The sequence below is a fragment of the Lachnoclostridium sp. An118 genome (genome assembly GCF_002160985.1).
Lineage (GTDB): Bacteria > Bacillota > Clostridia > Lachnospirales > Lachnospiraceae > Claveliimonas > Claveliimonas stercoravium.
This window is the reverse complement of sequence record NZ_NFLQ01000001.1, coordinates 96,388-109,794: the sequence shown is the minus strand read 5'-3', so window position 1 is coordinate 109,794 and position 13,407 is coordinate 96,388. Positions and strand designations below refer to the sequence as shown.

The following is a 13,407-nucleotide window of genomic DNA, read 5'->3' as shown; positions in this document are numbered from 1 at the left end:
GTCTTTGTCCTCCTTATCCGGCGCCGGCCAGGCCGGCTCCTTCCTTTTACAGTAGATATCCTACTCCCTTAGCCTTACAGCCAGATGAATATGAGCTTACAGTTTCGTCACCTGCCCGCCGGACGCGGCCTCTGTCCCAAAGCCCGGAAAGGAGATGATAAACCGGCTCCCCCGGCCGGGCCGGCTCTCCACCTGTATCACGCCTCCCTGCCCCTCTATGACAGACTTTGCCAGGGGAAGCCCAAGCCCGCACCCCTCCCTGTCAGAGGAGCGGCTGCTCCTGTAGAAGCGCCGGAAGATAAAATGGATGTCCTCCGGCGGTATGCCGTGGCCGTTGTCCTCCACGAAGATCCGCAGCATGGCCGGGGACTCCTCCCACCGCACCCGGATGATGCCGCCCGGGTCCGTGTGGTCCAGGGCATTTTTTATGAGGTTGGAGAGTGCCTCCCGCATCCAGGACCTGTCACAGACCAGATGGGAGCGTTCCTCCCCCTGGAGGAGGAGCTGCTTTTCTTCCTTGCGGGCCCTGTCAAGAAGCTGCTCCGCCGCCTCTCCGGCAAGCTGGCCCACAGGCCAGTCCTCCTTCTCAAAGGCCACCGCCCCTGCGTCCAACCGGGCCACCTTTAAGAGCGTCTGGATGAGCTCCTGTATCCGCTCCAGTGCCTTCAGGGCCTTCCCGGAAAACTCCCGCACCACGGAGGGCTCCTCCGGCTCTCCCTCCATGATCTCCATGTACATGAAAAGAGCGGACAGAGGGGTTTTCAGCTGGTGGGAGATGTCGGACAGGGTCTCCTTCATCATCTCCTTTTCCGCCTGCCTGGCCTGGCTCCTGGCCTGCAGCGCCGTGGCAAGCTGCTCCGCGGAGGCGAACATCTGGAACAGGGTCCCCCGCTCATTTCTCGGCAGATGACGGGAGAAATTTCCCCCTGCGTACTCTCCCATCACCTCCGCCGCCCTCTCATAGAGCCGCTGCCTCCGTCCCAGGAAGAGAAGGGTCCCCATAAGCAGCAGAAGGGACAGTCCGCCAAAAACAGCGGCCTGTCCTCCCACCTGCCTCACCCCCGCCTCATAGAGGTCCGGCAAAAGCCAGAGGGGCGTGGTCTCCTCCGTGTAGCCCGCCTGCAAAAGGAACCTCTCTCCTTCCGCTGTCACCTCTGTCCCGGCAAAGGCTCTGGCAATGACCGCAGGCTCCACCCCCTCCCCGAGGAGGCCGGAGCTGACCCTGCCCTCCCACTGGAAATAAAGGGCCCTCATCCGGTCTGTCTGCCTCCATCCAAGGAGACAGGCTGCCGCCACCATGGCCGCCGCCAGAAGGAGGATAAATGCCAGGTAGCTCCTCGTCTGTCTTTCCTCCAAAATCCCTCTCATCTTTTATCCCCTCCTCTGTCCCTTCCATTCATAGCCTCGGCCCCGCACTGTCAGAAGGTGGGCCGGAGCCGACGGGTCCTCCTCCAGCTTTTCCCGCAGACGGCGCACATAGACGGACAGGGTGTTGTCGTCCACAAAGCTCCCGTTTCCATCCCACAGGGCATCCAAAATCTGAGTCCTCGTCAGCACCCGGCCCTCATTTTCCACGAGAAGGCAGAGGAGGCGGTACTCTGCCGCTGTCAGCTCCAGCATCCTGTCCTCCATGTAGGCCCGGCCTGCCAGAAGGTCTATGAAAAGGCCGTCGGAGCGCAGCTCCTTTCTCTCCCTCTCCTGGGGCCGGCCGCTGCGCCGAAGCTGTGCCCGGATGCGGGAGCACAGCTCCCCTAAGCGGAAGGGCTTTGTGATGTAGTCGTCCCCGCCCCCGTCCAGCCCCCGGATCACGTTGGTCTCCTCGTCAGCCGCCGTGAGGAAGATAATGGGGATGCCTGCGTCTTGCGCCCTCACCTGCCGGCACACGTCAAACCCGGTCCCATCGGGGAGGGATACGTCCAGGAGCAGAAGGTCATAGTCCTCCGTCCGCTCCAGCCTTTCCATGGCCTCCCCCACCGTGCGGGCCACGGTAAGCCGAAATCCGTTTTTCTCAAGGGAATACCTAAGTCCGTCTATCAGGCTTCTGTCGTCCTCCAGAAGAAATAGTCTGTCCATGCTCTGCTCCGCCTCCTGTTTTGCTGTAGTCAGTGGTTATATTATACCATGGCCGCGCAGCGCCCGCCTCCTCCTTACAAAAATGTAAGGATCTTCCTCCCAGGGGATAAAGCGAAAAGAAATCGCCCGCCGCTTACAGGTAAGCGAGCGGACGGTATCCAACCATCTGCAGCATATATTTGAGAAGCTCTCCGTCTCCTCCTCCGTGGAGGCGGTCACAAAGGCCATCCGCCTGGGGTATCTGCCGCCTTTGTAATATGGCTTTTATTCTCTTTTCTCCTCCGCGGTATATGTATCACTTAGTTGCTGCAAAATATTTTCTTTCGTCCTTGCAAGCCCCAGCTGCTTCTCATCTACGGTTTCTCCGTCCATTGCAGCGATAAATGACTGTATATCAGATAAGACCTGCGGACTGACACTGATCCTCGTTGCCGGTCCTAACAAGGCAGACAAGCGGAAAATATCATTCTTATGCTTCCGCAGATGCCTGCTGTCCACAGTTTCGCCCGCCTCTCTTCGGGCAGACAGGTCCAGCCATGCCTTGGTCTTAAAAAGGATCAGATGACCTGCATCTAAAACTGTCACACCCTCTGCCTCTGTTCTTCCTCCGCGCAGCAGCTCATAATAATTGTCGTCTAACAGAATTGCGGAGAGACTGGACACATCTCCCTCTAAGGGCAGCGGAGTCAAAACTGCTTCGTCCGGAAGCCGGATTTTTTCAGTACGTCTTGTAAACAATTCGATCATAAACGGATATTCCCTGCTTTTTGGATGGGCAAAACGATAGAATTGTGGCTCTCCGGTGCCTTTATTCCTATGCCCATATCCCGCCTGCACAATATACTGCCAGAACCTCTCTCCAAATTCCGGTGTAAGAGCTTCAAGGATCAAAACCAGATCAATATCCTTTGTCGCTCTAAAAGCCAGACCTTCTGCTGACATCAGGAGATCGCACGCCGTTCCTCCGATGATCGCATATTCCTTTTCATACCCCTGAAACCACCTGGCAAAACTCTGAAATCCCTTAACCATCCTGTTCCCCCCACATTTCTTCCATCATATCCTCCAGCGCCTCTCCCACCCGTTCATCTGTCCGGCCCACAAGGCTCATTGCCAGCGATAATGTATCCACCGTTCCGTTGTTCCCGAGAATTTGCGGATCATATTTCCATAATTCAACCTCTGCCTGAACCGATGCATCCATCAGTCTCTCCGTACCCTTGAGCCGGGCTCCTCTTCCATATACTGCATAGCTCTCCACATCAGGCGGGCTTATCATACTCTTTTCCGACAAAGCGGACAGCCCCGCAACACTTGCATTTCTGAGACATGCCTCCCCCCTGTGCACATACACAACCTTTCTCACTGGTGAGATCAGATAAGGCCGCATTTTTTCAAACAGTATTCTCCCTGTAAATTTCCCCCTTAATACGATCCGGGTTCCGTCCTTTTCTGTATCGAACAGACCGGTCTGTTCTAACTGACGGACTGCCCTTGTCAATGTCATCCCTGAGCACTCCGCTGTTTTCATGAACGCATTTGCATAAATCCGTTCCGTATTCTGATATAAATAGTAAAAAAACAATACCTGGGCAGAGGGCTGCAGTTTCTCAATCGGAAGTGGAGCTGCATCAAATTTTTCCTGCAGCACAATCCCCATAAAGGGAAGGTATAGCTGTTTATCCGGAACAACAAACGGAATTCCTGAAGCTATCAGGTACTCTCTCTGGTTTCGGCTCATCTTATCCATAACAATAACAACTGGCAGATTTTCCGCTTTCTGTATCCTTGCAATCTGTTTCCTGACAGAGGCCATCTGATCGAGTTCTCCCTTCGGATACAAAAAAACAGCCGCCACACGGTCAAGAAGGACCTTTCGGAATTCATACCGCTCTAACAGATAGTAGGGCAGTTCTCCCTTATACTGCCATGGACGATATCTCACTTTTATCCTGAGAAGCCTTTCTATATATTCCATAACCTCATACACTCCCAGCTGTTTTTATCATAATAACATTATATTAACTTTTAAAATGTTAGATGTCAACTTTTTAGTTATATAATGATCATCTCATACACCAGCCGCCTTCTTCACATGTAGATCTCCATCCTGGAGATGAGATTGGCCACGTTCATCTTGCTGGCAAAGAGCTGCCGGTAGGTGGCGCTCTTCGTCCGCCCGGCCTGGGAGAGGCGCTCCATATCCGCAGTGATCCTGTCCTGCTCCGCATAGAGGGCCTCATAGAGGTCTTCCAGGCGCCCCAGCCGGTCTATGGCCTCCTGGATGTCCGGAGCCGAATAGCCCTTTTCCCTCTTTGTCGTCAGTCTCTGTATCTTCATTGGTGTTCTCCTCTCTCTTCTTTTATTCTGCCTCCACAGGCTTTCTCCCCAGGTCCAGAAAGACCTTCGTCCCCTCTCCCGGCGCAGACTGGATCCGCATCCCGTGTCCGAGCCGGTCCATCACTCTCCTGCAAAGATAGAGGCCAATGCCCGTGGACTTCTTGTACTCCCTCCCGTTGTATCCGGTAAATCCCCGCTCAAAGACCCGGGGCAGGTCCTCCTGGGCAATGCCGATGCCTGTGTCCGCTATGACAAGGGCAATCTGGCTGGGGCCATCTTTTTGTGCATAGATGGAGACAGCGCCCTCCTTTGTGTATTTCAGCGCGTTGGACAAAATCTGTTCTATGACAAACACAAGCCACTTCTCATCCGTCAGCACCAGGCTGTCCGTCTCCTTAAAGTCCAGCTTCAGCTTCTGGATGATAAAGAGCCTGGAATATTTTCTCACCGCCTGGCGGATCAGGTCGTCCAGGGGATACCAGGAGAGCACCATATCCTGGGAAATGTCCCCGATCCGCAGATAGGTCATGACCATCTCCACATACTGCTCTGTCCGGAACAGCTCCTTGTCCATCTCCCTTAAAAAGCTGTCCTTCCCCTGCCGTTCTCTTTCCTCCTCCTGGAGAAGGAGGCGCATGGCCGCTATGGGCGTCTTGATCTGGTGCCCCCACAGACTGTAATAATCCATGCTCTCCTGCCGCCTCTCCGCAGCGTCATTTTTCTCCTCGCTCCTCTTTCTTAAAAGCTCTGTCAGCATTTCCTGGTACTCCCTCTCCGCCAGAGTGTCCGCCCCCGGAAGCATGGGGTCCGCATAGGGGAGATTTCTCCGTATCTCCTCTATCCGCCTTTCTCTCTTCAGATAGCGGGCAAGGTCCAGGGCCGTGCACACCAGCAGGATGACCGCCGACAGGAGCAGGGCATAGCCCACGGCGTCCCGCGTCACCTCATAGAGATAGCCCACAAGGGCAAAAATGAACACAGTCCCGGCATAGACAGCCAGGGGCCTTCTTATTTCCTTCAGATAGTATCCAAACGTCTTCATGCCTCCACCATGTACCCGATGCCTTTCTTCGTCACGACAGCCTCCTCCAGGCCGATCTGGGCCAGCTTCTTTCTGAGCCTTGCCACGTTCACCGTCAGCGTGTTCTCGTCGATGAACGCGTCGCTCTCCCACAGCCTTGCGATGATCTCATCTCTCGTCACGATCTTTCCCGCATTTTCCAGGAGACACTGGAAAATCTTAAATTCATTTTTCGTCAGGTCCGTCTTCCTGTTCTGGTAGGTGACTGTAGCGTCCGCCAGATTGAGGATGCAGCCCCTGTACTCCATGAGGCTTGCGCTGCCCCGGTAGGAGTAGGCCCGGCGCAGGATCGCCTGCACCTTGGCGGTGACCACATGCAGGTCAAAGGGCTTCTCGATAAACTCATCCCCTCCCATGTTCATGGCCATGACAATGTTCATATTGTCGCTGGCAGAGGAGATAAAAATGATCGGCACATCCGAAACCTGCCGTATCTGGCTGCACCAGTAAAATCCGTTGTAAAAGGGAAGGCCGATATCCAGGAGCACAAGGTCCGGCTCCACCCTGGTAAACTCAGCCATGATATTCTTAAAATCCTCCGCTATCACTGTCTCATGATCCCAGCCCTCCAGATGTCTCTTCAGTGCCTCCGCGATGGTGCTGTCGTCCTCCACGATCAAAATACGGTACATGCTGTCATCCTCCTTTTCGCTTTTTCATTGTACCATAAAAAACAGACAGGAATGATATTCCTGCCCGTTTTTTTATTTCTTCCTCTCTTACCTGGCCCTCTCCTAAATCTTCGCAATGTCGATGAGGGTCAGCTTCTTGATGTCCGTGTTCTCCAGACTGGTGATGAGGGCCTCCGCCGTGTCGATGGCTGTCAGCACGTTGACGCCTGTCTCGATGGCGTTCCTGCGAATCACAAAGCCATCCCTTGCCCTGTCCGCTCCCTGAGGCGGCGTGTCGATGACAAGGTCGATCTTGTGTCCCAGTATCAGGTCCATAAGGTTGGGTGACTCCTGCTCAATTTTATTTACAGGAACCGCCTTTACGCCTCCGGCCTGCAGGGCCTCGGCTGTGCTCCTTGTGGCGAAGATCTTGTAACCGATCTTCTCAAAGCGGCGTCCGATCTCCACAGCCTCCGGCTTGTCCTCATCCCGGACAGTGATGATCATGTTCTTGTGCTTCGGCAGCTTGATGCCGGCTCCCAGGAATGCCTTGTAGAGGGCCTCGTCAAAGGTCTTTGCGATACCCAGGCACTCTCCTGTGGACTTCATCTCAGGTCCGAGGCTGATGTCCGCGCCCCGGATCTTCTCAAAGGAGAATACCGGCATCTTGATGGCAAAGTAGTCTGCCTCCTTCTGCAGTCCCGGGGTGTAGCCCAGGTCCTTCAGCTTGTGTCCGATGATCACCTTTGTTGCCAGCGGCACGATGGGGATGCCTGTCACCTTGCTGATGTAGGGAACGGTACGGCTGGACCTGGGGTTGACCTCGATGACGTACACGTCCTCCCCGCACACGATGAACTGGATGTTGATCAGTCCGATGACATGGAGGGACTGGGCCAGCTTCCTGGTGTACTCCTCGATGGTCTTCTTTGTCTTCTCGGAAATGCTCTGCGCCGGATAGACGGAGATACTGTCTCCGGAGTGGATACCCGCTCTCTCAATATGCTCCATGATACCCGGTATGAGGATGTCCTCTCCGTCGCAGACAGCGTCCACCTCGATCTCCTTGCCCTGGAGATACTTGTCTACCAGGATGGGGTGGTCCTGAGCGATCCGGTTGATGATACCGATAAACTCATCTATGTCATGGTCGTTGATGGCGATCTGCATCCCCTGTCCGCCAAGTACGTAGGAAGGACGTACCAGCACAGGATAACCAAGGCGGTTGGCAACCTCTTTTGCCTCCTCAGCAGTAAACACCGTGCCGCCTGTCGGGCGCGGGATCCCGCATTTCTCCAGGATCTCGTCAAAGAGCTCCCTGTCCTCTGCCGCGTCCACGTTCTCTGCGGATGTACCAAGGATGGGCACGCCCATCTTCATGAGAGCTTCTGTCAGCTTGATGGCTGTCTGGCCGCCGAACTGTACCACGGCGCCGTCCGGTTTCTCCAGATCCACGATGCTCTCCACATCCTCCGGTGTGAGAGGCTCAAAATACAGCTTGTCTGCAATGTCAAAGTCTGTACTAACTGTCTCCGGGTTGTTGTTGACGATGATGGTCTCATATCCTTCTTTGGAGAAGGCCCATGTACAGTGCACGGAGCAGAAGTCGAACTCGATTCCCTGTCCGATACGGATGGGGCCGGAACCGAGGACAAGGACTTTCTTGCGTCCCTTTGTCTCCTCCACCTCATTTTCGCTTCCGTATACAGAGTAGTAGTACGGTGTGGCAGCCGCAAACTCAGCCGCGCAGGTGTCAACCATCTTGTAGGAAGCAGTAATGCCGTACTCGTGACGCATGTCATGGATCTGACGCTCTGTGTTTCCGGTCAGGTCTGCGATCACATTGTCCGGGAACTCCATTCTCTTTGCCTCTTTTAAGATGTCTGCTGACAGAGGTGTTGTCTTCAGTGTCTGCTCCATCTCTACCAGGCGGGCGATCTTGTCGATGAACCATTTGTCAATCTTTGTGATCCTGTTGATCTCATCGTAGGAGATGCCTTTTCTCAGTGCCTCCGCGATCATCCAGATACGGCGGTCGTCCACGATCTCCAGCTTCTCCAGCAGTTCCTCTTTTGTGAGGGCCGTGAAGTCGTAGGACATAAGGCTGTCCACATGCTGCTCCAGGGAGCGGATGGCCTTCATGAGGGCGCCCTCGAAGTTGTCACAGATACTCATGACCTCTCCTGTGGCCTTCATCTGGGTTGTCAGCGTACGCTTTGCGCTGATGAATTTATCAAACGGAAGACGGGGCATCTTCACTACGCAGTAGTCCAGCATGGGCTCGAAGCTTGCGTATGTCTTCTGTGTAACTGCATTCTTGATCTCATCCAGGGTGTATCCAAGAGCGATCTTGGCCGCCACCTTGGCTATGGGATAGCCTGTTGCCTTGGAAGCCAGGGCGGAAGAACGGCTGACACGGGGATTTACCTCGATAACGCAGTATTCAAATGTATCCGGGTGCAGGGCGTACTGCACGTTACATCCGCCGGTGATGTTCAGCTCGCTGATGATATTAAGGGCTGAGGTACGGAGCATCTGGTACTCCTTGTCCCCCAGTGTCTGGGAGGGAGCCACTACGATACTGTCTCCTGTGTGCACGCCGACCGGGTCAATGTTTTCCATATTACATACCGTGATGCAGTTGCCGTTGCCATCCCGCATCACCTCGTACTCAATCTCTTTCCAGCCCGCGATGCAGCGCTCCACAAGGACCTGTCCCACGCGGGAGAGGCGGAGTCCGTTCTCCAGGATCTCCACAAGCTGCTCTCTGTCGTGGGCGATACCGCCGCCGCTGCCGCCCAGCGTGTAGGCGGGGCGCAGGACTACCGGGTAGCCGATCTTCTCTGCGAACTTGATACCATCCTCCACGTTCTCCACCACAAGGGAAGCCGCACATGGCTCGCCGATCTTCTCCATGGTGGTCTTGAACTCCAGACGGTCCTCCGCCTTCTTGATGGTCTCGGATGTGGTACCGATGAGGCGCACATTGTTTCTCTTCAGGAAGCCGTTCTCCTCCAGCTCCATGGCCAGGTTCAGAGCTGCCTGTCCGCCCAGAGTGGGAAGGACGCTGTCCGGCTTCTCTTTCAGGATGAGCTGCTCCACCACTTCCACTGTCAAAGGCTCGATGTAGACGCGGTCCGCAATATCCTTGTCTGTCATGATGGTGGCAGGGTTTGAGTTGAGAAGGACAACCTCCAGGCCTTCCTCTTTCAGAGAACGGCAGGCCTGTGTTCCCGCATAGTCAAATTCTGCCGCCTGCCCGATGACGATCGGACCGGAACCGATAACCAGTACTTTTTTAATATCTTTATTTCTAGGCATTAGTTTGCTCCTTTCATCATATCCATAAACCTGTCAAACAGATACCCGGAGTCCTGTGGTCCCGGACATGCTTCCGGATGGAACTGCACAGTGAAAATATTCTTTCCTACATAGGAAAGTCCCTCGTTTGTGCCGTCGTTGACATTGACAAAGGCCTCTTTTGCGATGGCCGGGTCAATGGTGGAGGCATCCACCGCGTAGCCGTGGTTCTGGGAGGAGATGTACACCCGGTTGTTTGTCAGATCCTTCACCGGATGATTGCCGCCTCTGTGACCATATTTCAGTTTGTATGTCTTTGCCCCATTGGCAAGAGCCATGAGCTGGTGTCCCAGACAGATGGCAAAGATGGGGATATCTGTCTCGTAGAGCTTTTTGATCTGCCCGATGATCTCCGTGCAGGTCTCCGGGTCCCCGGGGCCGTTGGAGAGCATGATGCCGTCCGGCCTGGAGGCGATGATCTCCTCAGCGGTCGTGTCTGCCGGATAGATGGTCACCTGGCAGCCTCTCTTGTTGAGGGACTTTGCAATATTGTTCTTAGCTCCGAAATCCATCAGCGCCACCCTCGGTCCATTTCCTTCCAGCACATATGGTTCCTGGCATGTAACCTTTGACACAACATCTCCCACTGTGTACGCATGAAGTTTCGGAAGGATCTCATCCAGATCAAAGTTTTCATTGGTAGTGATCATACCGTTCATGGTTCCCTTTTCCCTCAGGATCTTGGTGAGGGCGCGGGTATCAATTCCTGCGATGCCCGGGATATCCTGCTCCTTTAAGAAGTCCTGGATGGTTCCCTCGCAGCGGAAGTTGCTTGGCATTCTCGATAATTCTCTTACGATGTAACCGTCCGGCCATGCTTTCTTTGACTCCATGTCCGGTGTAATTCCGTAATTTCCGATCAATGGATAGGTCATAACTACGGCCTGTCCTGCGTAAGAAGGGTCAGTCAGCACCTCCAGATAGCCTGTCATGGAGGTATTAAATACAATTTCACTGATCATGTCTCTCGTAGATCCAATGCTGGTTCCCGTAAAGACAGTTCCGTCTTCCAAAATAAGAAACGCTTTCATTTATTCACCTTTTCCCTTCACAATGTTTTCATGTAATATGCGAAGATTGTTCTGCCAGCTGAAGCGCCCGCATGTTTCCGGGCGAAATAAAAGGCAGTATGTGCAAGCACAACTGCCTTTCTACATTTCTCCCCAGCGACAAATCATGTCTCCACAAATTGTAAAGATTATACTACAGATCAGGACAATTTTCAACCGATAAAATACATTTTATTCGTAGTCCCAGTACATGGTTATCTTGTCAAGGCTGTCATCGTCCCGGTAGGAGTATCTCACCGTGCCGATGCCGTACAGGTGAGCCAGGTTCCGGGCCGCACGGTCCGCCAGGTCCGTCAGCACCTCCTCCCTGGCCTCCCGGTAGACCTCCGGCCCTGAAAATTTCAGAACAGTCATCCCTTCTCCTGCTGCGATGGAACGGTTCATGGCCTGCAGGATGGTCTCCGGATCGTAGGTCTCATAGTACATGCCGTTCACCACATAGTAATTGTAGGCCATGGTACTGCAGGCCGGGAGCTCCTGGTCGCTGTCCGGCGTATGGGTCCGGAAGAGCTGTGTGTCATCGCAGCACAGGTAATCGTAGGCGATCTCCGGACTCTCCTGCGCCTCCTGGTCCTCTTCCTGGCCCTCCTGGAGGTAGACCGGGTCTCCCCAGGTGGCATCCACATAGCAGTACTGTCCCTCGCACCTGACCAGGTTCCAGGCGTGGCCGCCCTCCCCTGACCGGGAGACGGCCGTGCCGCTGACGTAGGTGCAGAACACGCCCAGCCTCTCCAGAAGATACTGCACTGCCTTGGCGTAGCCGGCGCACACCGAGCGCCTCCCCACAAACACGCTGTAAATATTCTGATTGTCCGGTGCTGACAGGTCATACTCCACGCCGCCTATCACATACTCGTACACGTACAGGATCTTATCGTAATCACCTGCCTGGCTGTCTATCCCTGACAGACACTGGTCCGCCTCCGCCTCTATCCGGCTCCGGCGCTCCTCCTTTTCCTCCTCCGAGCAGTTGTACTCCGGCCGCAGTGCGGCGCTGCGGCCGGAAAGTCCAAAGGAGGCGCTGCTCGTCACCACGCTGCCGGCCCCGTCGCACCAGAATATTTCCGGGTAGTCCTTCATGACCAGGCCGTACAGACGGTCTATCTCCTCCGTGGACGCGTCCTCCAGCTCTATCTCCTCCTGAAAGGCCAGAAGTCCATCCCGTATCTTCCCGTAGACCTCCCTCTCCCTCTCATCCAGCTGCTGAAAGTAGTACTTTTCTGTCCCGGAAGGCTCCCCGGACACCGCGCTGCCCTCTCCTGCCCCGGCCTGCTCCTGTCCGCCGTCCTCTGTGGACGCATCCTCCAGGGCTGCCGTCTCCATGATCTTCTCCTGCTGCGCTCTTAAAAGGGCGGCAATGCTGTCCCTGCAGCCAAAGAGGACCGCTCCGGCGACAGCCGCCAGGAGCAGGCAGAGCACCCCGCATCCTCTCTTTCTCTTTCTTCTATCCATATAGCCAAACTCCTGTCAAAAAAACCTGCGGGCCGGCACAGCCGGCTTTTTCGTATCCACATATAGTATATGAAAATTTTCTTTTTTTCACAATCTGATTTTCCCCTCATATACTGACATTGACAAAACCATTGTGCCGGGAGGTTCACTATGCCTTCTTCCATAGGAAAACTGAAGATCAACGTCACCTCAGAAATAAACGGGTATCCGGTCTCCGGCGCCGACATCCGCATCTCCTACACCGGCATCCCCGACAACATACTGGAGGAGACTTCCACGGACAGCTCCGGCCAGACAGAGACACTGGAGCTGGACGCGCCGCCCGTGGAGTACAGCTTAGATGTCAATTCTGACGAGCAGCCCTACTCCGAGTACACTATCCTCGCCAGCGCCCCGGGATTTGAGACAGTCAGCATAGCAGGGGCCGAGATCCTGGGAGATGTGACTGCCATCCAGAACATAAGGATGCGTCCCTCCGACTCCACAGACAGGCGGGAGGAGCGCTTTGTCATCCCAGCCCACACTCTCTACGGGAACTATCCTCCCAAGATCCCGGAGGATGAGATCAAGCCGGTAAATGAGACCGGGGAGATCGTCTTAAGCCGGGTGGTGGTGCCGGAGTACATCGTGGTCCACGACGGCAGCCCCAGGGACAGCACGGCCCGGAATTATTATGTGAAATACAAAGACTACATCAAAAATGTGGCCTCCAGCGAGATCTACGCCACCTGGCCCGCCAACACCATCCGGGCCAATGTGCTGGCCATCATGTCCTTCACCCTGAACCGGGTGTACACGGAGTGGTACCGGAACCAGGGCTATGATTTCACCATCACCTCCTCCACCGCTTTTGACCACAAGTGGATCCCCGAGCGAAACGTGTACGACACCATATCCGTCATCGTGGATGAGCTCTTTGCGGATTACCTCTCACGCCCCAATGTGCGCCAGCCCATCCTGACCCAGTACTGCGACGGGCGCCAGGTCCAGTGTCCAAACTGGATGACACAGTGGGGGTCAAAATCCCTGGGGGACCAGGGCTACACGCCCATCGAGATCCTCCGCTATTACTACGGGGACGACATGTACATCAACACAGCCGAGGCCATCTCCGGCATCCCCTCCTCCTGGCCGGGATACAATCTGGAGGAGGGCTCCTCCGGGGCCAAGGTCCGCCAGCTCCAGGAGCAGCTGAACGTCATCGCCGGGGCCTACCCGGCCCTCCCAAAGCTTACGGCAGACGGCATCTACGGCCCGGCCACAGCGGAGGCGGTGCGGGAATTCCAGGATGTATTCGGTCTTCCCCGGACAGGGATCACCGATTATCCTACCTGGTACAAGATTTCGGAAATCTATGTGGGCGTATCGCGGATCGCAGAGCTGACCTGAAGGGAGACTGTCTGCAACATATGATGCGCCA

The 13,407-nt window shown here is 55.1% G+C and carries 12 protein-coding genes; 2 read left to right on the top strand and 10 right to left on the bottom strand.

The window, feature by feature from the left end; genetic code table 11:
- Window positions 1-96 precede the first annotated feature (96 nt).
- Window positions 97-1,368: a sensor histidine kinase gene (locus B5E62_RS00500; protein WP_087172822.1), complete on the bottom strand. Its 1,272-nt coding sequence runs from the start codon at window positions 1,366-1,368 to the stop codon at window positions 97-99.
- Window positions 1,369-1,371: 3 nt separating this feature from the next.
- On the bottom strand, window positions 1,372-2,073 hold the full coding sequence (locus B5E62_RS00495; protein WP_087172821.1) for a response regulator transcription factor: 702 nt from the start codon (window positions 2,071-2,073) through the stop codon (window positions 1,372-1,374).
- A 106-nt stretch (window positions 2,074-2,179) separates the two neighbouring features.
- Between B5E62_RS00495 and B5E62_RS17600 the strand changes: the two genes are divergently transcribed.
- Window positions 2,180-2,329, top strand: a complete 150-nt coding sequence (locus B5E62_RS17600; RefSeq protein ID WP_083582686.1) for a response regulator transcription factor — start codon at window positions 2,180-2,182, stop codon at window positions 2,327-2,329.
- A gap of 8 nt (window positions 2,330-2,337) precedes the next feature.
- Here the strand turns inward: B5E62_RS17600 and B5E62_RS00485 are convergent, their stop codons facing one another.
- The 8 genes from B5E62_RS00485 to B5E62_RS00450 form a co-directional block, all read right to left on the bottom strand.
- Window positions 2,338-3,105 (bottom strand): hypothetical protein, encoded by a 768-nt coding sequence (locus tag B5E62_RS00485; RefSeq protein WP_087172820.1) that lies wholly within the window; start codon window positions 3,103-3,105, stop codon window positions 2,338-2,340.
- A complete protein-coding gene (locus B5E62_RS00480; RefSeq protein ID WP_087172819.1) occupies window positions 3,098-4,051 on the bottom strand; it encodes a hypothetical protein in 954 nt (317 codons plus the stop codon). The genes B5E62_RS00485 and B5E62_RS00480 overlap by 8 nt, the downstream gene beginning before the upstream one ends.
- 113 nt (window positions 4,052-4,164) lie before the next feature.
- Window positions 4,165-4,413 (bottom strand): hypothetical protein, encoded by a 249-nt coding sequence (locus B5E62_RS00475; RefSeq protein WP_087172818.1) that lies wholly within the window; start codon window positions 4,411-4,413, stop codon window positions 4,165-4,167.
- Between the two features lie 22 nt (window positions 4,414-4,435).
- Window positions 4,436-5,455 (bottom strand): sensor histidine kinase, encoded by a 1,020-nt coding sequence (locus B5E62_RS00470; RefSeq protein ID WP_076777947.1) that lies wholly within the window; start codon window positions 5,453-5,455, stop codon window positions 4,436-4,438.
- Window positions 5,452-6,126 (bottom strand): response regulator transcription factor, encoded by a 675-nt coding sequence (locus B5E62_RS00465; RefSeq protein WP_076777948.1) that lies wholly within the window; start codon window positions 6,124-6,126, stop codon window positions 5,452-5,454. Before B5E62_RS00465 ends, B5E62_RS00470 begins: the two co-directional genes overlap by 4 nt.
- 102 nt (window positions 6,127-6,228) lie before the next feature.
- Window positions 6,229-9,426, bottom strand: a complete 3,198-nt coding sequence (gene carB, locus B5E62_RS00460) for a carbamoyl-phosphate synthase large subunit (RefSeq protein WP_087172817.1) — start codon at window positions 9,424-9,426, stop codon at window positions 6,229-6,231.
- Window positions 9,426-10,496: a carbamoyl phosphate synthase small subunit gene (locus B5E62_RS00455; RefSeq protein WP_076777950.1), complete on the bottom strand. Its 1,071-nt coding sequence runs from the start codon at window positions 10,494-10,496 to the stop codon at window positions 9,426-9,428. Before B5E62_RS00455 ends, carB begins: the two co-directional genes overlap by 1 nt.
- A gap of 210 nt (window positions 10,497-10,706) precedes the next feature.
- A complete protein-coding gene (locus tag B5E62_RS00450) occupies window positions 10,707-11,987 on the bottom strand; it encodes a transglutaminase domain-containing protein (RefSeq protein WP_087172816.1) in 1,281 nt (426 codons plus the stop codon).
- A gap of 150 nt (window positions 11,988-12,137) precedes the next feature.
- Here B5E62_RS00450 and B5E62_RS00445 point away from each other — a divergent pair, with 150 nt between their 5' ends.
- Window positions 12,138-13,376 carry a peptidoglycan-binding protein gene (locus B5E62_RS00445; RefSeq protein ID WP_087172815.1) on the top strand — a complete coding sequence of 413 codons (1,239 nt, stop codon included), beginning with the start codon at window positions 12,138-12,140 and terminating at the stop codon, window positions 13,374-13,376.
- Window positions 13,377-13,407 lie beyond the last annotated feature (31 nt).